Origin of the sequence: Nostoc sp. (genome assembly GCF_036917195.1) — a bacterium.
GTDB lineage: Bacteria > Cyanobacteriota > Cyanobacteriia > Cyanobacteriales > Nostocaceae > Nostoc.
On sequence record NZ_JBALDG010000050.1, the window covers coordinates 53,004 to 75,512 of the forward strand.

General features: G+C 39.5%; 16 protein-coding genes and 2 pseudogenes. 8 read left to right on the top strand and 10 right to left on the bottom strand.

From position 1 onward, the window contains the following. Positions 1-86 precede the first annotated feature (86 nt). The 3 genes from V7K40_RS15595 (at position 87) to V7K40_RS15605 (ending at position 9,295) form a co-directional block, all read left to right on the top strand. Complete coding sequence (locus V7K40_RS15595) at positions 87-1,337, top strand: hypothetical protein (RefSeq protein WP_334961077.1); 1,251 nt, start codon at positions 87-89, stop codon at positions 1,335-1,337. 103 nt (positions 1,338-1,440) lie between these two features. Continuing rightward, the gene (locus tag V7K40_RS15600) at positions 1,441-3,750 is read left to right on the top strand and encodes an NAD(P)-binding protein (protein WP_334961079.1); all 2,310 of its coding nucleotides are present in this window, start codon (positions 1,441-1,443) and stop codon (positions 3,748-3,750) included. A gap of 202 nt (positions 3,751-3,952) precedes the next feature. Further along, the gene (locus tag V7K40_RS15605) at positions 3,953-9,295 is read left to right on the top strand and encodes an AAA family ATPase (RefSeq protein ID WP_334961081.1); all 5,343 of its coding nucleotides are present in this window, start codon (positions 3,953-3,955) and stop codon (positions 9,293-9,295) included. 136 nt (positions 9,296-9,431) lie between these two features. Here V7K40_RS15605 and V7K40_RS15610 read toward each other — a convergent pair whose 3' ends face one another. After that, a complete protein-coding gene (locus tag V7K40_RS15610; protein WP_334961083.1) occupies positions 9,432-10,409 on the bottom strand; it encodes a threo-3-hydroxy-L-aspartate ammonia-lyase in 978 nt (325 codons plus the stop codon). A gap of 207 nt (positions 10,410-10,616) precedes the next feature. Here V7K40_RS15610 and V7K40_RS15615 point away from each other — a divergent pair, with 207 nt between their 5' ends. Then, positions 10,617-11,429, top strand: coding sequence for an SDR family oxidoreductase (locus tag V7K40_RS15615; RefSeq protein WP_334961085.1), 813 nt, complete (start codon positions 10,617-10,619; stop codon positions 11,427-11,429). A 753-nt stretch (positions 11,430-12,182) separates the two neighbouring features. Beyond that, complete coding sequence (locus V7K40_RS15620) at positions 12,183-12,383, top strand: heavy-metal-associated domain-containing protein (protein ID WP_334961087.1); 201 nt, start codon at positions 12,183-12,185, stop codon at positions 12,381-12,383. Positions 12,384-12,724: 341 nt separating this feature from the next. Here V7K40_RS15620 and V7K40_RS15625 read toward each other — a convergent pair whose 3' ends face one another. Together V7K40_RS15625 and V7K40_RS15630 are read right to left on the bottom strand one after the other, a co-directional pair. Continuing rightward, positions 12,725-13,687 (bottom strand): hypothetical protein, encoded by a 963-nt coding sequence (locus V7K40_RS15625; RefSeq protein ID WP_334961089.1) that lies wholly within the window; start codon positions 13,685-13,687, stop codon positions 12,725-12,727. A 103-nt stretch (positions 13,688-13,790) separates the two neighbouring features. After that, positions 13,791-13,877: pseudogene (locus tag V7K40_RS15630) on the bottom strand (hypothetical protein); the annotation flags it as partial. Here V7K40_RS15630 and V7K40_RS15635 point away from each other — a divergent pair. Continuing rightward, positions 13,858-14,190 carry a hypothetical protein gene (locus V7K40_RS15635; protein ID WP_334961201.1) on the top strand — a complete coding sequence of 111 codons (333 nt, stop codon included), beginning with the start codon at positions 13,858-13,860 and terminating at the stop codon, positions 14,188-14,190. The pseudogene V7K40_RS15630 and the gene V7K40_RS15635 sit on opposite strands and share 20 nt — an antisense overlap. Before the next feature lie 468 nt (positions 14,191-14,658). On the opposite strand, the gene V7K40_RS15640 is transcribed toward V7K40_RS15635, so the two are convergent. From V7K40_RS15640 to V7K40_RS15655, 4 genes are all read right to left on the bottom strand, one after another. Beyond that, complete coding sequence (locus V7K40_RS15640) at positions 14,659-14,838, bottom strand: SDR family oxidoreductase (protein ID WP_334961091.1); 180 nt, start codon at positions 14,836-14,838, stop codon at positions 14,659-14,661. Positions 14,839-14,886: 48 nt separating this feature from the next. Beyond that, a complete protein-coding gene (locus V7K40_RS15645) occupies positions 14,887-15,630 on the bottom strand; it encodes an SDR family oxidoreductase (RefSeq protein WP_334961093.1) in 744 nt (247 codons plus the stop codon). 236 nt (positions 15,631-15,866) lie between these two features. Further along, complete coding sequence (locus V7K40_RS15650) at positions 15,867-16,052, bottom strand: hypothetical protein (protein WP_334961095.1); 186 nt, start codon at positions 16,050-16,052, stop codon at positions 15,867-15,869. A gap of 166 nt (positions 16,053-16,218) precedes the next feature. After that, positions 16,219-16,398 carry a hypothetical protein gene (locus V7K40_RS15655; protein ID WP_334961097.1) on the bottom strand — a complete coding sequence of 60 codons (180 nt, stop codon included), beginning with the start codon at positions 16,396-16,398 and terminating at the stop codon, positions 16,219-16,221. Between the two features lie 130 nt (positions 16,399-16,528). On the opposite strand from V7K40_RS15655, the pseudogene V7K40_RS15660 reads away from it, so the two are divergent. After that, positions 16,529-16,704 (top strand): annotated as a pseudogene (locus V7K40_RS15660) (response regulator); the annotation flags it as partial. A 434-nt stretch (positions 16,705-17,138) separates the two neighbouring features. Here V7K40_RS15660 and V7K40_RS15665 read toward each other — a convergent pair. The 3 genes from V7K40_RS15665 to V7K40_RS15675 form a co-directional block, all read right to left on the bottom strand. Next, positions 17,139-18,341 carry an AAA family ATPase gene (locus tag V7K40_RS15665; protein WP_334961099.1) on the bottom strand — a complete coding sequence of 401 codons (1,203 nt, stop codon included), beginning with the start codon at positions 18,339-18,341 and terminating at the stop codon, positions 17,139-17,141. Between the two features lie 659 nt (positions 18,342-19,000). Continuing rightward, positions 19,001-20,164, bottom strand: a complete 1,164-nt coding sequence (gene argJ / locus V7K40_RS15670) for a bifunctional glutamate N-acetyltransferase/amino-acid acetyltransferase ArgJ (RefSeq protein ID WP_334961101.1) — start codon at positions 20,162-20,164, stop codon at positions 19,001-19,003. A 359-nt stretch (positions 20,165-20,523) separates the two neighbouring features. After that, entirely contained in the window at positions 20,524-20,952 is a 429-nt protein-coding gene (locus V7K40_RS15675; RefSeq protein WP_334961203.1) for an ATP-binding protein, read from the bottom strand. 554 nt (positions 20,953-21,506) lie between these two features. Between V7K40_RS15675 and V7K40_RS15680 the strand changes: the two genes are divergently transcribed. Continuing rightward, complete coding sequence (locus V7K40_RS15680) at positions 21,507-22,406, top strand: hypothetical protein (RefSeq protein WP_334961103.1); 900 nt, start codon at positions 21,507-21,509, stop codon at positions 22,404-22,406. The last annotated feature ends 103 nt before the right edge of the window (positions 22,407-22,509 follow it).

The window sequence follows — 22,509 nt, forward strand, 5'->3', positions numbered from 1 at the left end:
AGAGGTATCTAATATTCTCATATCTCTGTACATATGAATAAACACTAATTTCGTATAAAAAAAACATAGTAAATTAGCAAGACCCTATGAACAACAACAACCCTTTGCAGACAATGCAAACAAGTTTCCATACGGCTTTAGGCGCTGTTAGTGAATTTACTGCCCTACTTCAAGAACCCCAAAAACTCACAAATTACCTTACCCAAATACAACAAAAACCAGATCAATTGTTCCAAGATTTAGCGGTAAAAGGCAAAAATATGGAACAAGATATGAGTAGTTTTTTCAAAAATTACTTTTGCGGAGGTGGTAACAAATCACCATATCCCAAATATATAGAACGAGCAGATGGACAGGCGTTTAATCAACCCTACGAAATCAAAGGGACAAAAATGTATGGCTTTGTCGTTGAAGGTTCAATGGCGAAGTTGCAAGAGGTGTGTGATAAATATCTCAATGATCCTAATAACGGAGAGATTGAATATCGCCCAGCGATGAACTATCTCATCTTGACGTTCAACAAGATAGATTCTTTAAGTTCTATTTATCCCCCCGACTATGGCAAAGGAACTGTGCATGAAGAAGAAGCCATCTTTTGGATGTTAACAGTGGTAGGTAAAAGAGTCGGGCCTTTATTCATTGCCGAACGCCTAGCTTGGTTCATGCCTTACTTGTACGTAAATAATTGTCCGATCCTAGTTTCTGGTAGAGAAGTCTACGGCTTCTTTAAACAACTTGGCACATTTCAGATTCCTGACTTAAATCAAGAACCGGATTTATTAACCGTAGACACCTTAGTATTTAAAGAATTTTCTCCGATAAGTCAATCTCTAGATGCACGGTTGCTGGAGGTTCAACGCATTAGTACAGGGGCTAAACATCAAGCTATCAAAACATGGGACACTTTTGAAGAAGCAACAACAGCGATCGCTAGCTTATTATTTAACAATAACGAGATTGCCATTCCTGGCTTACAGTTGCCCTTTAATCTTCTTGAATATCTTCTAAACAAAGTTGTCCCTCTCGTTACCCTCAAACAAATCCGCGACGTAGAAAACAGCAAAAAAGCCTGCTATCAAGCACTGATTGAATCCCCCATGCAACTACAAACCTTCTATGGCGGTAAACTCTTTGGCTTTAATAGTTTTGGCGATCAATTTCAATTAAAAATCAATAATTTCGCTAGTCAACCAGTCGTCCAAGACTTAGGACTAGATAAAGGTTATTCCGCAGGTAGCGAATCAGTAAATATCCCGGTAAAGCTTGGTTTTGTGCTGCATTTCGACTTCACCCTCAAAGATGGGCAAACCGTTTGGCAAGCACTACAGAAAAATTAGTGAATGCTGTTAGCGGATAGCTAACGTTTCGCCCGTACTGATTAAATTATCTCCTCTGTCTTCTGCTTCCTTCTTCACCCTTACCACGCAAAGAAAAACAAACATGTCCGAAACCTTTAAGCCAAAAAAGATCGCTATCTTAGGCGGTGGAATGGCATCATTAACAACCGCCTATGAATTAACCAGTCAACCAGGGTGGGATAGTCTCTACGACATTACTATTTATCAAACAGGTTGGCGTTTAGGTGGTAAATGTGCAACTGGACGCAATATCAAACCCCATGCACCTAATTATGAGCCAGACTACCGCATTGAAGAACATGGACTGCACATTTTTTTTGGATTCTACGAAAATGCCTTTCGTCTACTCAAGCAATGCTACGACGAACTTGGTGGCAACGGGCCTTTCAGCACCATAGAAGACGCATTCAAACCCCACAGTTTCATTGTCTTAGAAGAATACATCAATCAAAATTGGGTAACTCTGCCTTTTAACTTCCCTACCAATTCTTTAGTTCCTTGGGAAGGTGGCGGTATTTCTTCTCTTTGGGAATATATTTGCACCACCATCAAATTCGTCATTCAGACTTACGCAGAAATTGAGAATTACGACCAGTTTCATCTTTACAAAAGTTCCTCAGTATCTCTTGCCAAACAAATAGCATTAGGCAAAGAGATAATGGAATTTTTATCAGATAGTAGTCTCTTGCAATTTCCTAGCCAGTTGATTCAGTTATTTTTCCAAGAACCTAGTTTTTGGGGAAAATGGCTTAACAATATCAACCAATACATTGGCGATATCTTCCAAGACCTAGACTTGAATTCTGAAGGAATGTTCTTAAAACTTGCCTACAACCTAGCTCAATCACTGCCTGAAAATACCAAAACTCAAAGACGTGAACATCAGCAGTTAATTCTTAAGCTAATAGACCGTTTTAAAGAACATTTGATCCCTCAGATAGAATCTAAAAGTGGGCAAAATCCTGACATCTTTTGGCGTTTAACACTCATTGACCTAGCATTAGCAAACATCCGGGGTTTATTTGTAGATGAGGTAATTCATTTTCGCTCCTTAGACAGTTTAGATGAGTATAACTACAGAGACTGGCTACGAAAACACGGAGCTAGGGAATCAAGTGTTAAATCAGCATTTATTCGTGTCTTATACGATTTAGTGTATGGTTTTCCAGAAGGCAATACCAATGAACCGCAACTAGCAGCAGGAACAGCTATCCGTATCCTCACCACTATATTGTTCAAATACAATGGCGCAATCATGTGGAAAATGCAATCAGGGATGGCGGAGGTAGTGATCACTCCACTATATGAAGTGCTAAAGCGTCGTGGTGTAAAATTTAAGTTCTTCCATGTTGCCAAGCAGTTGCACTTGGATAAAGATCAGCAATCAATTGCAAGTATCACTTTGGCTCGCCAAGTAAATTTAAAAAACCTAGAGCAAGAATATCAACCACTCATCAAAGTTAAAGACATTCGCTGCTGGCCTAATGAACCTCTTTATGATCAGATTGTCGATGAAGAAGCCCAAAAACTCCAAGACCAAGAAATTAACCTTGAGTCATATTGGACACCTTGGCAGGATGTAGACAAAATCACCCTCACCAAAGGCGATGATTTCGATATTGTATTGCTGGGAATTTCTATAGCCGCCTTACCCTCTATTTGCAGTGAATTGCTCCATGCCAAAAAAAATCCAGTGCATCAAAAATGGCACGATATGTTAACTCAAGTTAAGACAGTAACTACTCAAGGCGGACAAATATGGCTTAAGCCTACCTTACCACAATTGGGATGGCAAAAATCTAGTCATGTGCTAGGAGCTTATATTGAACCACTTGATGTTTATGCAGATATGAGCGAGTTAATAGTACGAGAAAATTGGCCTTCTAAGCATTATCCTTACACTGTAGCTTATTTCACCGGCGTCATTGCAGATCCAGGTATTCCTCCCCACACAGAATATGATTTTCCAGCTAAAGCCCAAAAAAAAGTAGAGCAACAAGCAATTCACTTCCTCAACAATTACATTGGACACCTTTGGGCTAATCCTACTCACCCCAAAAATCCCCAAGGTTTGAATTGGGATTTACTAGTAGATTTTCAAAACCGTCAGGGAGTAGAACGCTTTAAAGCTCAATACTGGCGAATTAACATTAACCCATCAGAACGCTATGTACTTTCTGTACCTGGAAGTACCAAGTATCGACTCAAAACTGATGAATCTGGGTTTGATAACCTTTACCTAACTGGCGACTGGATTAACAACGGTTACAATTCTGGTTGCGTGGAAGCTACAGTAATGTCTGCAATGCAAGCAACACGAGCTATTCTACACCAATACTTCCATATAAAATACACCAAAGAAATTATTGGTGAGTGGGATTCTTGGTTATAAAGGTATATTCAAATTAATCATGTGGATTTTGATAAATTCAACAGAATTTAGCATTATTTAGGTTGAAAAAACCTATATTATTTGGTGGTTCTATACATTTTTAAAGTTGATTTTATCCAGACTTTAAAAATATATTTATTATATAAATAATAAAATCATCATTTACCCAATTTAAAAAACGCTTCAATTCTTAATATAACAAATGATTGCATTATCTAATTACCAAATTTTAGAATTAATTTATGAAGGAACCAAAACTACTGTTTATCGAGCCAGTAGAAATAAAGATAGTAAACTAGTAGTTATTAAACTTTTAAAAACAGAATACCCTGAGCTAAAAGATATAGCGGCATTCAAACATGAATATGAACTGCTAAAAAATTTAGATATCCCAGGAGTTATTAAAGTTCATAGTCTAGAAAAATATAACAATGGTTTTGCCATTGTGTTAGAAAACTTTGATGGTACTTCCCTCTCCAAAATTATCCAGTCAGAAAAAATAGAGTTACTTGATTTTCTCAATATAGGCATTAAAATTACCCAAGCTTTAGGTGAATTACACCAAAATTATATTATTCATAAAGATATTAAACCACAAAATATTATTGTTAATTTAGAAAATCATCAAGTTAAAATTATTGATTTTTCTATCTCATCACTGCTTTTTCAAGAAAAACCCAAACTCAGTAATCCTGATTTGCTTGAAGGAACTCTAGCCTATATGTCTCCACAGCAAACAGGAAGAATGAACCGAACAGTTGATTATCGTACAGACTTCTATTCGTTGGGTGTAACTTTTTATGAAATGCTCACAGGTCAGTTACCGTTTCAAGTAATTGATCCAATGGAGTTAGTTCATTGTCATATTGCCAAACAACCTACAACAGTAGATCAGTTAATCCCAGAAATCCCTCAAGTAATTTCTGCAATTATTATGAAATTACTCAGCAAAACTGCTGAGGAAAGATATCAAAGTGCTTTTGGGATTAAAGCTGATTTAGAAAACTGTCTCAATCAGTTAGAGCAAACTAATTCTATAATCGAATTTTCCATTGGTCAGCAAGATCAGTCTAGCCAACTACAAATTCCCGAAAAGTTGTATGGACGAGAAGCAGAAATAGATATCTTAATGACTGCTTTTGAAAAAATTAATCAAGGAAATAAAGAATTAATATTAGTTGCGGGTTATTCGGGAATTGGTAAATCAGCATTAGTAAATGAAATCCATAAACCTGTTATTAAAAACAGAGGCTATTTTATTGCTGGGAAATTTGAGCAATTTCAGCGCAATATTCCTTATGCTTCCCTAATTCAAGCATTTCAAGAGTTAATGCAGCAATTACTGACAGAAAGTGAAGTACAACTAGCAAATTGGAAAATAAAACTTTTAGAGGCTTTAGTTCCAAATGCTCAAATTATTATTGATGTTATTCCTGAACTAGAACTGATTATTGGTAAACAACCAGAAGTAGCACAACTAGCTTCAGCAGAAGCACAAAATCGCTTCAACTTGGTTTTTCAAAAGTTTATCAATTTGTTTGCTCAAAAAGACCATCCATTAGTTGTATTTCTAGATGATTTACAATGGGCAGATTTAGCTTCATTAAAATTAATTCAGTTATTAGCTACAGATACTGAGATTCAATATTTATTGATAATCGGAGCTTATCGAGATAATGAAGTTGATATTAGTCATCCTTTAATGTTAGTTTTGCAGGAAATTGAAAAAAATAGTAGCTCTGTCAAGATTATTCATTGTCAAAATCTAAAAATTGCTGATGTTTCTCAATTAGTTAGCGACACACTAAAATCTAGTTTAGAGAACTCTAAAGAATTAGCAAAATTAATTTTCAATAAAACTGCTGGCAATCCGTTTTTTATCAATCAATTAATCAAATTTATTCATCAAGAAAATCTACTTTATTTTAACTTTGTTACTGGTCAATGGCAATGGAATATTCAACACATTCAAATACTAGGAATTACTGATAATGTTGTTGAATTAATGATAGGTAAAATTCAAAAACTCAAAAACACTACACAAAATATTTTAAAAATAGCTGCCTGTATTGGCAATCGATTTAATTTAAATATACTCTCTTGTGTTAACGAAAAATCTGATAATGACACAGCATTAGATATTTGGGAAGCACTACAAGCTGGTTTAGTTATACCTTTAAGTGATAGTTATAAACTACCACAGCTATTAGATAATGTTGATATTTTTGTAATTGATTATAAGTTTCTTCATGATCGTGTGCAACAAGCAGCTTATGCGTTGATACCCGATGAGCAGAAAAAGGAGATTCACTTAAATATTGGTAGGCTGCTATTAAAGAATATTGACGAAAGTTTACTCGAACAAAAAATATTCGATATTGTTAACCAGTTAAATATCGGTACTGAACTAATTTTTTATCTAAAAGAAAGATATAAACTAGCTGAGTTAAATCTTATTTCTGGACGTAAAGCTAAGGATTCTGCTGCTTACGAATCTGCTGTAAAATTTTTTAGAAAAGGTCTAAGTTTACTTGCAGTTGATTGTTGGCAAAATTATTATGAATTAACTCTTGCTCTTCATGTAGAAACCGTAGAAGCAGAATATTTAAATACAAATTTTGAGCAGGCGGAAGCATTATTTATCAGTGTTAAAAGTAACAGTAAAACTATTCTTGATGCTGTTAAAGTATATGAGAAAAAGATTCAGTTTTATGTGGCTCAAAATCGAATGCGAGAAGCATTAGATTTAGATTTGCAGGTGCTAGAGATACTGGGAGTTTCATTGTCTCAAACTCCACCAGCAGAGCTAACAATTGAAGAATTAGTCAATCTGCCAGAAATGACTGATGCTCATAAGCTAGCTGCGATGAGGATACTAATGACAGCCATGCCTCCCGCTTATTTAGCAGATCCTGCACTTTTACCACTGATTGCTTTTACGATGGTTCATTTATGTGTGCAGTATGGCAATTCATCTTTTGCAGCTTATGCCTATGGTTTTTATGGGCTAATTTTATGTGGGCCTCTTAAGGATATTGAATCAGGATATCGATTTGGTAAATTATCTTTGCAGATTTTAGAGCAATTCAACGCTAGAGAAATTAAATCTAAAGTGTATGGATTATTTAATATTTTTGTTAGACATTGGAAAGAACATATTCAAGCAACTATAGAACCTTTACAAGATGGTGTTCAGAGTGGTTTAGATACAGGGGATATTGAGTATGTGGGTTACAATGGCTTATTAGTTTGTTGGCATCCTTTATGGGCTGGAGAAAATTTAGATATTCTGGAAAAAAAACTAGAACAATATATTAATTTAGCACACAAAATACAGCAAGAACATTTTACTGTTTGTTTGCTTATCTTAAAACAGATGGTAATTGAACTAGTTCAAGGACAGGAAAATAAATTTTACTTAGAAGGTGAGAGTTTTAATCAATCAGTAATGCAGAGAATGGCAGGAAATATTACAGCCATCTTTTATGCTTATCTTGCCAAAAGTATTTTAAGTTATTTCTTTAAAGATTATGGTCAGTCTGTTAAAAACGCTCAATTAGCACAACAGTATGAAGTTGCAGCTAGTGGGACTGCTTATCTACCTCAATATAAGTTTTATTATTCTCTAGCATTGTTGGCTCTGTGTTTAAATACTACTTTCCAAACAGATATAAAAACTGCTATGGAGAAAGTGCAAGATAATCAAAAACAATTAAAGGAATGGGCGGCTCATGCACCTGTAAATAATCAGCACAAATATGAACTAGTAGAAGCAGAAAAAGCACGAGTTTTAGGACAAGCATTAGTAGCGATGAAACACTATGATTGTGCAATTAAAGGCGCTCATAATTCTGGATATATTCATGAAGAGGCGCTAGCTTATGAATGTGCGGCAGAATTTTATCTCAGTCTAGGAAGAAATGAATTTGCTTCACTATACATGACAAAGGCACATTATGGTTATCGTCGTTGGGGAGCAGGTGCTAAATTTAAGGATTTGGAATTAAAATACCCAGAATTAATTGCTAAAATTTCCACGCACTCTCAAGTAGGGTTTACAAGTAATACTATTACTATTTCCACTATCAATGAAAAGTCAAGTGGACTAGATTTACTCACAGTTATTAAAGCATCACAAGCTTTATCAGAAGTAATTTTACTGGAAAATTTGCTAGAAAAATTAATGGAAATTGTGATTGAGAATGCTGGCGCTCAGACTGGTATTTTGCTTCTAGATAAAGGAGGAAAATTATTTATTGAAGCTCAAGCAAGTGTAGCTGAAGGTGATTTAATTGTTGGTCAATTTATACCATTAGAAAGTTATCAGCAATTACCTATATCTGTAATCAATTATGTCACAAAAACCCAAACAGATGTAGTTTTATCTGATGCCACTAAAGAAGGAAGTTTTATGATAGATCCGTATATTATTGACCATCAAATTAAATCGCTCATGTGTACTTGTATCGTTAATCAAGGCAAATTAATTGGTTTACTTTATTTAGAAAATAATTTAACAGTGGGAGCATTTACTTCGGATAGAATACGAATATTAAAACTCCTGTTTTCACAAGCAGCTATTTCTTTAGAAAATGCCCGATTCTACGCCAACTTAGAAGATAAGATACAGGAAAGAACTAGGGAATTAAATGAAAATAATGTGCGATTAAAGCAAACATTACACGAATTAAAAATAACTCAAAGCCAGCTTATTCAGACAGAAAAAATGTCCAGTCTTGGGCAAATGATTGCTGGTATTGCTCATGAAATTAATAACCCTGTAAGTTTTATTCATGGTAACTTAGATCACATTGAGGATTACACACAAGATTTACTTAATTTAATTAATATTTATCAAAATTCCTATCCTGATGTTGCACCAGAAATTAAAAATTTTTTAGAAAATTTTGATGTTGATTTTATTAAAGAAGATATCCCTAAAATTTTATCTTCTATGAGAATTGGCACGCAACGTATTGAGGAGATTGTGCTGACATTGCGTAATTTCTCTCGGTTAGATGAGGCTGACATGAAACCTGTTAACATTCATGAGGGAATTGAGAGTACCTTATTAATTTTGCAAAGCCGTCTCCAAGCCAAACCAGGTAAGCCTGCAATTGAGATTATCAAAAATTACGGTAATTTGCAAAAAATAGAATGTTATCCTGGGCAACTAAATCAGGTATTTATGAATATTATGAATAATGCGATTGATGCTTTGGAAAAGTTAAATAAGGAAAGAAAAGCAGAGGAAATTATGAGCAATTCTAGCGCGATCGCAATTCGTACCCAAATAGTCAATCCTGATTTAGTCGTCATTTCCATTAAGGATAATGGGGTAGGTATGAGTGATAGTGTTAGACAAAAAATATTTGATCCTTTTTTCACTACTAAACCTGTAGGACAAGGTACTGGTTTAGGATTATCAATCACTTATCAAATCGTAGTAGACAAACATCACGGTACAATAGAGTGCATTTCTGCGCCTGGACAGGGCGCAGAGTTTATCATTCAAATTCCCTCTTGGCAAAAGCGGGTAATTTAGCATAAGATGTGTCAACCAAAAATCTATGCACAGATTAATATTTCCAGGTTATGACCATTTAGATCGTAAAAATAGAAACCACGCTCTGCTTTCTGAGTTAACAGACACTTGATAAATTGGGCAGTGCACACTCGGTTCAATACAATCCTACAGAAAACAATTTACCAACTTGCGCCAAATCTACATTTCCACCGCTAATGATCACACCAATCCTCGCTTCTGGTGCTGTCACCACACCTTCGAGTAAGGCTGCTGCTGCAAGTACTCCAGTGGGTTCAACTACAATTTTCAGACGTTCCCACAAGAAAAACATGGTGCGAAGAATCGCTTCTTCAGATACCGTTACCATATCATCGACGTAATGCAGCACTAAGGGGAAAGTAATTCGACCAAGGCTAGGAGTCCGGGCACCATCAGCGATGGTATCAGGATTCTTGACGGTTTGCAGCGTTTTGGTGTGAAAAGAGCGGGTAGCATCGTCGGCAAGTGCTGGTTCTACCCCGATTACTTTACAATTGGGTAACAATGCTTTGGCTGCGATCGCACAACCGGAAAGTAATCCGCCACCGCCACAACAAACTAATAGTAAGTCCAATTGACCAACTTCTTGGATCAGTTCTAAAGCAGTTGTCCCCTGTCCGGCGACTACATGGGGATGATCGTAAGGGGGAATGAGTGTCAAAGAGCGCTCCTGTGCTAGATTTTGGGCTAATTCTTCCCGGTTTGTTTCTTGGCGATTGTACAAAATTACCTCTGCACCATAGCTACGAGTAGCAGTTTGCTTAACAGCGGGAGCATCATCAGGCATGACAATGGTGGTGGGAATATTTAGTAATTGTCCAGCTAAGGCGATCGCTTGGGCATGATTTCCTGATGAATAGGTGAGAACGCCTGTTTGTTTTTGTGCTATCGATAGTTGGGCTAGAGCATTGTAGGCCCCTCTAAATTTAAATGCCCCAGTGCGTTGAAAGTTTTCGCACTTAAAGAACACTTGACTATTAGTGCGATCATTAACAATTCTAGAAGTCAGCACGGGTGTGCGGTGGGCAATCTCCAAAATCCGCTCTTGTGCTGCTTGCACGTCAGTTATAGCAACGGAATCATGCTGTGGCATTGATGACGATATGAAATATTCTTGCTCTTGTTTATATGGATACAGATTTTTATATTTGCGCTTAATATGCTGGATTAAACATACTCATTTCAGGTGGATAGCATCATTCTTTGTCACCATAAAAATAGCTACAGCAAATATTATATATTGCTGTAGCTACTTTTATAAAAGTTAAATTCATTAACTCAAATTAGTCATTTTTGTAACATGAATCAAGCATCTGAAAGTCGGCGAAAAAAAACTGCTCTAATTACAGGAGCGGCTAGTGGGATCGGCTATCAATTAACCCAGATTTTTGCTCGTCATAGTTATAATCTGGTGTTAGTGGATAATAATGAAGAAAAACTTAATGAAATTATAGATGAATTTCCGCAAAAGTTTGGCATTTTTGTGAAAATTTTTGCTAAGGATTTATCTATCCCAACATCCCCAGAAGAAATTTTCACAGAACTACAGCAAGCATCCATCAAAATTGATGTGCTGATTAACAATGCTGGTTTTAGTACTTATGGAGCATTTAACGAAACAGACCTCACCATTGAACTGAAAATGCTACAGCTAAATATAGGGAGTCTGACTCATTTAACTAAGTTATTTCTCAAGGATATGATCGAGCAAAACTATGGAAAAATATTAAACGTGGCCTCATCTGCTGCTTTTCAACCAGGGCCTTTAATGGCAGTTTATTTCGCTACTAAAGCCTATGTCTTATCATTTTCAGAAGCGATCGCTAATGAATTAGAGGGCACAGGTGTCAGCGTGACAGTTCTTTGTCCAGGGCCACCAGCATCGGAATTTCAACAAATAGCTGGAATGGAAGATTCAAAGATTGCTCACATTAAGAGAATGATGGAGACGGAAACTGTTGCTAAGATTGGTTATCGCGGCTTAATGACAAACAAAACTGTTGTCGTTCCTGGGATGAGAAATAAGATATTGACTGAGAGCGTCAGATTTACACCCAGAAGTTTAGTAACAAAGGTCGTGAGAAGTATGCAGGAACTCAAAAAAAATAGGTAGCCTGATATCCTATACTATTTTCGGCGTTGCAGGGGAGGCAATGCGTTGCGCGGGTTCCCCGCGTTGTAGCAACTGCCGTGAGGCAGAGGGGAATTTTGGAAGTTGCTAAATCATCCCGCTTTCTTTGCAATCGCCCTATTTTCAAGTAAATCGCAGCAGTCCCTTTCCTCAATCCAACAAAGCAGAATAAGGAAGTGGATAACGACATCCACTGAAAACCATAGGGGTCAACCGTCCAACACTCCTGCCACAACTGCGTCACTGAAGGTTTTTGTTATCAAGCCCACAGTAGATATATGCCATAAGACAGCTGCTTTTTGGATATATATATGCTTTGAACGTTAGGCAGAAGTACCTGGTGCATAAAAATAAGTTAAAAACTATAGATAAAAAGTTTTGTGACTTACGTATAAACGTTTGTATGTTCAAATAGTGTTGCCTGAACAACTGTGTCGAACAGGAACGCCTATAGGAGAATTTGCAATCAGTAGTGGAGCCTTCATAATAAACTAAAAAAGCGGGTTTTTAGAAGTTAGTAGGACTAAGTAGATTTTCATAAATTACTTTATATGTTTTGCCATTTTATTTAATTTCACGCATACAAATTGTTTCAATGACTATTTAAGTATAGCTATTATTTATTACTATCTTTTGGATACCCAATTCCCTCACTATAGTAAGATTTACATTCCCTATATTAACTGTTATTATATTTGTGAAATAGAAATTCCAGTGGACGTAATGAGGTAAATAATGGCGATTAAATTGAAAGTTCCGGATATCAAAGGTGATGACTGCGCCAAAAAAATAACTAAATCTATTTTGACTATGGAATCTGATGCCAAAGTAGATGTGGACGTTAATGCAAAAACTGTAACTGTAGACGCTGCGGCTTCTGAAGAAACAATTAAGCAGATAGTTCAATCTGCTGGTTTTACAATAGAAGGCTATTAATTACATTTCTAAATTTCTGAGAAGATTTAGATCAAGTAATTTAGCCAGCACTATTGCTTATACCAATTCTTTGTGAAACTCCACAAAATCAGGCTTGGTAAGACAAGGGGCTTAAGCCCCTTGTTCTATATAACCTCATAGATAATTGGTATTAGCCATATATTCGCCCGGTTTCCGGGTGGAATATTATTAATTACTCTACTTCGGACACGCTTGAAATACTTGTCTTTATGCCTAAGTTATAAGCTGTAACAGATACAGCTAAAAACAGTAAGATTTTGAAAGTATAGCTGTATATTTGTTTGCTCTGACAAAACTGTTAAATTTTCCAGTACTCCTTTTTAAGAACGAATTAACATAGGGTCATAAATTTGACATTCCTGAACTCCATAATTGCCCAGAATCAAGCTAACCTGCTCAAGCTCATTGTCTGTACCACTAACGATGAGTATGTAATTGCCTTGAGCAATTTGCTCGTTGTAAAAGCGTGCCCACTCATCTCCTATTCCTAGCCTCATAGCGTCAAAGCGCTCACTTAAATTAACATCTATTGACCCAATCAATTGAGAAAAGTCTTTGCTAATTAAGGAAATCTGATTTGCTGGAAAACCTGCGACATACATATCATTAATTGCCGCTTCAGCATTATCTATATTATCAAAGTAACTAATAGCATACTTGGTCAAAATCCCACTTTTATTAGGAATAGTAGTAGCGGAAGTTGTCGTGGTCAGATAATTTGTAGGTGATTGCTCACTGTTGAAATGCTCGTAAATGCCAAACTCTTCAATACCCCAACGCCGTAGAATTGCTTCTACTGTAGCAATTTCCAAAGATGTACAATCCACGATTATTAAATAATGTCCATACTCTACTCGCTGGTTATATGCTCTAGCTTGTTCTTCCGATATTCCCCAACCAACTAATGCACCAGCAAAAGTTCCAGTAGCAGCACCAATACTTGCGCCAACAAGGGTTGTAACCAAAGCAGTTGCGGCTGCCCCAGCCAGCATTATTGGCCCAACTCCGGGGATTGCCAAAGTACCAAGACCTACTAATAAACCAGTCAACCCACCAACAGCGCCCCCTGAAAGCCCTCCTACTGTTGCACCTTCGTCAGCTTTATCACCAGTGCGCTCTTTAATTTGATCATCGGCAATTTCATGATTGCGGTCTAAATTCTGTACAACTACAGATACTTTTTCCATCGCCAAGCCAGAATCTCTCAATTCATATAGTGCCTGTTCTGCATCTCGACGATGAGTAAATACGCCTACAGCACGTTGATATTGACTTAAAACCATTATTACTCCTTGATAGCAGGGGAAAATTAATTCTCCACAAATCTAGTTTTTCATTACCTGTAATCTTAAATCAATACCTTTGACACAAACTGCTAAAACATCAGTTTCTCCTGCCATGCTTGGCAACTTTTACCCCTGCTGCTGCGGCAACAAAAGCAACAGCAGTAGAAATCTTAAAAGTTGAAGCACCAATTAGCTCCGTTAACGAGTCTTTGATACTCATGAACGAGTCTTTTAGCTCCGTTAACGAGTCTTTGATACTCGTGAACGAGTCTTTTAGCTCCGTTAACGAGTCTTTGATACTCGTGAACGAGTCTTTTAGCTCCGTTAACGAGTCTTTGATACTCATGAACGAGTCTTTTAGCTCCGTGAACGAGTCTTTGATACTCGTGAACGAGTCTTTTAGCTCCGTGAACGAGTTTTTGAACTCCGTTAACGAGTTTTTGAACTCCGTCATCAAGTATCAAAGCTTCATTTTTTGGCGTTGGCAAAGCCTCTGGTAGAGAAGCCATAATCCCTCCTAAGTCAATCTTTCCCATTCTCCAATTAAAAGAAGTTTTCGACTTTATCAAAGCCGATTATCATCAATAAATTACTTTCAGTAGACCGAAAACTTTTGCGATCGCTCAAAAATAGTAGTGTATGATACCGTTTTTTGGGAAATCCACAAAGGGTGATTGCGAAGAATGAATCATAAAGTGAGCTTATGAATTCCTCGCTTAAAATCGACCCAAGCCAGGCTAATTCAGATAAACTTCCCAGGCTACCCCATAGTTGCGGTCTACTGCTTGACGTAGAAACTCAAGCATCTGTGCGAAACCCAGCACCTAATGCCCCGTGCCGAGCAGTTCGGGAACGATGGCTGAACCGATGAAGCCTGTGGCTCCAGTTACAAAAATACGCATGATAGTTTCTCCTGAGTCAGCAACGGCGCTGTTTGCCAGAGGTAGACAGAGCACCGTTTAAGTAGGTTACAAGTAGGTTCCGCCTTTCACTTCGATGCGCTGGCCGTTGACCCAGCGCATCTCGTCCGACAAGAGCAAAGCTACCACGCCGCCAACGTCTTCGGGCAGCCCGACGCCGCCCAGCACGGTTTGTGAGGCAAGTGTCCGGTTAATTTCCGGCTTCTTCCCGTTGCGCCGCCGTGCCACAAATCTCGAATCGAGTCGCCTTGCAAACCGCGTCGGCAGTGATTGCTTTTACCAGGGCAATTGCTGGCCCAGATGAAAGAATTGGCCGGTTGGCCCGTCGTTTCCGATGGTGGCCATTTCAACGCTTGTTTTGGCGCCTTCTTCGACCGAAATCTCGCCGTTTGGGTTGGGGTCGGTTTTGACATTGCCCGGATGAAGCACGTTGGCCTTGTGCCGGGTGTCTCGCCATTGCCACGCATAATGAACCGTCATCATGTTGAGAGCGGCTTTGCTCGAAGCGTAGGCGATGAGCTTGATGTCTTTCACCGGCCCCTCGAAATCGCGGACCAGCGAAAGCGAACCTATAGCCGACGACACATTCACTAAACGAGCGGCGTCCGATTTCTCCAAAAGCGGCCAGAACGCTTGAGTGACCGAATGAACCGCGAACACGTTGAGGTCGTAGGTGTCGCGTAGTGCAGATGTCGGCACGCTGACAGGGAGCGCCATATCCTCGTGCACCACAAATCCGGCGTTGTTGACCAGCACATCCAAACGCCCGAACTTGTCTTCGACTTCGGTTCGCGCGCGCTCAATCGAAGCCGGATTTGTCGGGTCGAGCAAAAGAAACTGCACATCGAGTCCCTCGTTTCGCAGTTGGTTCGCCGCATCGGTGCCGCGTTTTTCGTCGCGGGCGCCCAGCAAAACGGAAAAACCGTGATCGCGCGCCAGTTGACGCGCCGTTTCGAGCCCGATACCTTTGTTGGCGCCCGTCACCAGCGCCACCCGCCGTTGTTCATTTAGTGTGTTCATGTGTGTTTTCCTTGTTCTGAGATCAGTTTCCAGTTCCGGCAAAAATCGAGTTGGCCACCAATTGCAGCGCCATGTTCGGCGGCAAAGACGACCTGTTCCGTCGGAACCCGCACGTCAGCTTCGCGGCGGAATCAGGCGTGGGAGCCGGGCCGATAACGCTGTGTTCTGCCGCGTGGGTTCCTAAATGTCCAATAAACGGGGCGGCGGGGCGGCGCTGGAAGCGACGCCGCGCCACATTACCACGCGACTGGGCCGTCCTCGTCCGAGAACGTGCCGGTTGGCTCGTCTGGCCCGATGAGCGCGAGGCGGACAGGCTCGCGCGCGCCTTCTTCCACGCTGCGCGTGCCGTTGAAGTTGTTGAGAGCCGTAGCGGTGAAACCGGGGCACGCCGCATGGTTGCTCTGCTCGTTGACGGGTTGCAATACACCGCGAGACCATCGGTGAACACGCTTTCTTAGCGCGAGTCAGTTGGCTCGGATCTGGACACGGCACCGAGCGACTGTCAAGATCGGCTGTAAGCCACCACACCGCAGCGCGGAAGCCGGGAAGGGATATGAACGTATAGCCGATTGGGAGATGCGTTATCGGTCAAGCGAATGACACGAGTTGATCGAAATCTTGCTGAGGCGTGTCAAAGCTGACTGACCAGTTGCCTCTTGCGGTCATACCCATCGCGGCGGTCTTAACGTGCTTTGTTTTCCGTTTTCTGAGACGACCCCTTGTAGACCAGGAACCCTGCGATCGCATCTCGGAGCGCTTCCGGCTCATCAGCCCGAATCAAATGACCACTGTTTTCAAAGATTCTGAGGTCGGCATCAGGAATTTCCCTGGCGATTTCTTCAGAGAATTCTAGGGGGCAAATCCAGTCATGTCGTCTCGTCCTCCAATGACTAAGGTGTGTGATGTGGCTCTTGCAGTTGGTTACTTTCCTTCTCCTGCTTACTTAACTAACTGAGTAGTAAAGCGACAGGAGAGACTGTAAACTGCTGGATTGTCAAACGCCGGATGGCGGGAACTCGTTTTTTTCTCGAAAATGATAATCAGACAGTCGAAAAAATTGCGAAAGCATTGGGTTAAGGACTTCCAAATAAAAGATATCCCAAAACTAACGCAAAAACCCTCTCAATTTCTCCTCTCTCTGTGTCGCGCCAGTTGCTTCTCCTAAGGGAGACGCGCAAGGGACAAGTCTCTTAACCGCAAGGGGGCACTGGCTTCTCTGTGTCTGGAGTGGTAACCTACAACAAGCCGCTGCGCGTCTACGTTTATTTAGATAATTTATTTCTTGGAAGTCCCTTATCAGGATGTGTCTCATTTCTCCCATCAGTTTCACCAATATCACGGTTTACCTCCCCAGGCTTGGCGCAAAGAGCATCAACTTGGATCAGAAAAACAGGTGAAAAGGTGAAAGTGCTGAAAGCAGAAATATAGTAATTTTAAGGTACTTAGGCCACGACTGAGATGGGGAGCAAGAAGGGGGAAGTAGTGTAGTTCAACAATAACAGCCTTCTTTAAACAAATAGTTGCGTAAACTCATATATTAAATCTACCCTGCCCTTACGTAACATGGCTGGATCTAATCTTTCAGTAGTGTTACAAGTCATCAAAACAACTAACCGTTGCTGCATCTGAATACCAGACTCATCAATTACACTCTGATACAAAGTGCCATCCAGTAAACTCAAAATGTGTTCGGTTTTGTTATTGTATTGCGCTACCTCAGAAGCACGATTTTGCGCTAGATTATCAGCTTCGTTAATAACGATACAAATACGCTCTATGTAAGTTGGTGGGACAAAGTTAGCGATCGCATCATGATCTAAAATAAAAATTACATATCCTAAAGGTACAAGAATTTCTTTTGCTACTGCCTGTGTCCAGACTGTTTTACCTGTACCTGGTTGCCCATGTACAACAACCGCTAATTGGTTTTGATTAAGAATCGCCTGCTGTACAGAATCAGTAAAGTTTTGGATATCTGCGGGAAATGTACGAATGGGAAATTGACTATGAACTTTGCCTACACGACTTTGATATCCACTTAGCATAACTGCTAGGTCGTAAGTCGCTTTGTTAATTAGTGGTGCCAGATTTTTCGCCATTAAACTATATTGTCGTCGTCCGCGATCGTAGGGGTCAATTTGCAACCAAACGTCATCCTTCGACCAGTAAGCATAAACAGTATTGATAACGTCTAAGCGTTCCCAGTTCACAAATTTATCTATAGGAAAATAAAAATCTCTTTCTGAATAATACTGAGTAATAATATCGGGATTACCCAATACATGTAAAACTCGCAGTACAGTAATTTCTTGCAGTCGGTTAAGAACATAATCAATGGGAATGCTACTACGACTGACAAATTGGACGATGGGCGTTTCCGTACTCAAAACATCTTTGTAGCGATGATCTGGTGATTGAGGATCTGGCGTAATGTAATTCCAAAACTTTTCAACTTCGTAGCGGGTATTATCAGATACAATATTTAATAAATTAGCCCACCAAGCATAATTATTTCGTCCCAAAATATCAGCAACATTACTCGCTAAATTCAAACTTTTTTGAGTTAATTCGCGGGAGTCACTGTATAACAGTTGCCACAAAAACTCCCAGTCTAATTCTCGGTTAAACGGTCGCCAACCGCTAGCAAGCAAGCTTTGCCGGGTATTATTTGTAGGAGTGCCTTCATTGCTTCTAAAATAGTCAAAATCCATATTTGTCAGTTATGCAGCGTTGAGCGAGTTATTTTGGGTGAAGTATGAGATTTTGAAAAAGTTTTTTTGTAATATTAACTAATTGCGTACAAATGGTAATTTTATTTCCACTGTGCTGTATTGGGTAGGAAGTCTTTTTAATCTAACTCATCCTTAATGTATTATAGTATAATACATTTAAACTACCTGTGTCAACTTTTTTAACAAAGCAATTGGTAAGTGGAGGTTTACTTTTAGCTATTGATGTACCTATGCCATTTATGCATCTCTAGATGAGGACTAATATCATGCCCGTGGAATTACCCGGAATATGAAGCATCTAGCATCATTTTTGCCTGATGCCAAAGTTCTTCTTACGTGAATTCGACGGCTCATATAGTGTCCATCTAATTAGCTTAATTAAAAGACCTCTAAGAGATTTTACTACGTAAAACCGTCCCTCTCCGAGTTCCAAAGGCACAGATTTGAACTTTAGTTCAAGGCAGGGAGAGGTTAGTCAAACTCACGTTAAACTTTGGCTAGGCAGGGTATAGAGAAAAATCTGGCAGATAATCTACATGGAATCATGTAACCGTTGTTGAACCCAATCAAATACCCTTAGTAGGTTAAGCTGACAATACATTGATTATCCTCTCACGAGAGTAATAAAATATCGTTAATCAAGTTGAGTATTTGCCATTTATTTCTATATAACCCTCTGAAAGATCGCAACCCCATACAGTTGCAGAAGCTTCGCCAAGATTGAGGCTAACATGAATATCTACTTTATCTTTGGACATAATTTGCCGCAACTGTTCCAGATTTTCATTAGTTAAGCTATTAGGATAAACTTTCACGTTATCAAAACTGATAATAACTCGTTCTGGATTTATCTGCTGTTCATTTTCACATTTGCCTATAGCCATAGCAACTCGTCCCCAATTCGGATCTGCTCCATAGACGGCAGTTTTTACTAATGGTGAATTCACAATTGCTTTAGCTACTGTTTTAGCTTGTGCATAGTTAATCGCCGAATCTACAGTCACCTGAATAATCTTGGTAGCACCTTCTGCATCTTGGGCAATTTTCAGCACCAATTCTTGTGCAACTTCTTGCAATGCACTGGCAAAATCTGGTTCTGAAACTTCACCGGCTATTCCATTAGCTAAAATCACGGCGGAGTCACTAGTAGAAGTGTCAGTGTCTACACTCAGACAGTTAAAGGTTTTATCTATAGTAGAGCGAAAAATAAAACGAAGGCTATTTGCAGAAATTGCAGCATCAGTAAAAAAGAAAGTTAGGAGGGTAGCCATATTAGGCTCAATCATGCCGACACCTTTGGCAATTCCTACCAGCTTGGCATTTCCTATTTGCCGTGTAGCTAGTTTTGCTACTGTATCGGTGGTCATAATACCACGGGCTGCGGCATGAAAATCAGCAGCAGTCAATTTTTTTCCCAATCCTAATAAACCTGCTCGGATTTTTTCAATCGGGTAACGTCTGCCAATTACACCTGTAGAAGCTATCACAATATTATGTTCAGCAATTCCAGTTTCAGTTGCAACCAATTGCAAAACCTCTTGGGCGTCAGCGATCCCAACAGAACCATTAGCTACATTTGCATTCTTAGATATAACGATAATTCCTTGTGCTTGTGAATCTTTTAAGTTATCGCGGCTAATAGTAACACTTGGACCAGCGAAAAGACTTTGAGTGAAGACTCCATCAGCAACACAAGGAACTGATGATTTAATAAATACAAAATCATCAGTTGTATCTCGGATTCCCAAATTAGTAATAAATGCACTAAAACCTTGAGGTGTGGAAGATATAGTTAATGACATTTTTCGTAATTTAATAATTTGCTTTTATTATCACATTTTTGTGTAGCCGATAAAAGTCACAATAATTTATATTTATAAATTATTTAGTAATTTATTTTATAATTAAAGTCAGCATTTATGAGGTTGATCCCGATTATCTGTGAAGTTGCATAGAACCAGTTGCTCAAGCCCCAAGTCTTACCAAGCCTGATTTTATGCAGCCTCTTAGAGAATTGGTATTAGCAACTTTAGATACATTAAATTGCTATTATAAACTTATAAATCAGTTAATGTAAGGGTGAATATCATTCATTCGTTGCCGCTTTACACTTAAATGTTTCCTTTCAGTTGTTCGGCTAATTTCTGTACTATAGATAAACCTAATCTCGAACCACTTTATCCCAGATGTCTGCAATGGTAAGGCGATAAAATTTATCAAAGATTCGTGGTAACTCTGTTACCGAAATATCTGCTGAATTAGTGGTAGTAATAATAGTTTTTGCGGACGCTTCCGAGGAATTGTGACGGACAGTTAGGACAATTTCATCACCCGCAGGTTTGTAGTTATAAGCATTATTCAACAATTCTGCTAAGATTCTTTTTAAGCTAATGCCATCTAAGAACAGCGACAGGAGATTTGAAGGGAGATTTATCTGTAGAGTTTGCTGATGGTCTTGAAGACGGATTTTAAACGGCTCAATAACCCAAGGCAACCAGTGTTGTAAGAGCAACGCATCAGGTGTGATAATTGGATAAGATAAGCTTTCCAGCCGTTGTAAGTCTAGCTTGCGATCGCACTCGGCTTCCATCACCTGTAGATAGCGTTAAAAATATTCCTGAAGTCTAAGGTAAGACACACCTGAAGTATGAAGTTATAAGTTCTCAGGTGAAATATTATTGTAGAGTATTGTTAAACACAGTCTCAACCACTGGCAGTATCTGGCTGCTTAAAATTCCTATGTTTATTTCTATCCAACTAACTAAAAGCTAATGTCAATAAAGTTATAATATTTATTGAGGTGAAAATCCTATTTAATTTAGCGTTTACTTTACTTATTAAGTAGGTGAGCGTGAATAATTAAAGGTTTGTATAGCAATCCTATCTGATTTTATTGTGAACAAGCAAGTTTAGTCATGGGTTCACAATCATAAATTAGTAATTGCTAATTATGAATTAGTTCGATTATGAAGAATTGTAAGTTGTTGTATGAGCTTTAAATGCTTTCAATTTTTCCAAAATAAACTAGGTGAAAGACTTCTGAATGTATCCTGTCAAAATTTACCTAATTTAGCAGTAGATTGAGTAGATAATATCGGTTTTGAAAATCAATCACAGAAATCTAGAAAAAAAGGAACCATAACTATGAAGCCTATTAATTTCTCTAAAGCTGTTTTGGCTACTGTCTTTGCCATCAGTTTCGCTTCTTTGTCTTTACCTCCTTCTGTTTATGCCCAAAGCGGAGGCGGCGGAGGCTCTGGTAGTGGAGGCTCTGGTAGTGGAGGCTCCGGTAGTGGAGGCTCCAGCAGCGGAAGCTCCAGCAGCGGAAGCTCCAGTGGAGGCACTGGTACAGGCACTGGTACAGGCACTGGCACAACAGGTACTGGTACAGGCACTGGCACAACAGGTACTGGTACAACAGGTACTGGTACAGGCACTGGCACAACAGGTACTGGTACAACAGGTACTGGTACAGGCACTGGCACAACAGGTGCTGGTACAGGCACTGGCACTACAGGTACTGGTACAGGCACTGACACTACAGGTACTGGTACAGGCACTGGTACAACAGGTACTGGTACAGGCACTGGCACAACAGGTACTGGTACAGGCACTGACACTACAGGCGGTGGTGGAACTACAGGCACTGGCACAACAGGTACTGGTACAACAGGCACTGGCACTACAGGCGGTGGTGGAACTACAGGCACTGGCACAACAGGCACTGGCACTACAGGCGGTGGTGGAACTACAGGCACTGGCACAACAGGCACTGACACTACAGGTGGTGGTGGAACTACAGGCACTGGCACAACAGGCACTGACACTACAGGCGGTGGCACTAGCTCAGGTACTGACACTACAGGTACTAACAGGAATACAGGCATCGCAGCTTCCGAAGGAACTAGCGATCGCGGTTTCGATTGGGGTTGGCTAGGTTTACTTGGTCTAGGCGGTTTATTTGGTTTTCTGCCTCGTAATCGTGATAAAATCCGGGCTTATAGCGATCCTAATGAAGTAACAGGTTCTCCTCGTTCTAAATAGTATTCACCACACTGTAAAAAACGTACAATCGGCGTTTGTGTAAACTTTAGGCTATTACAGCGGTTAGAGCACACGCGTAGGGGCACAATACATTAATATTGCG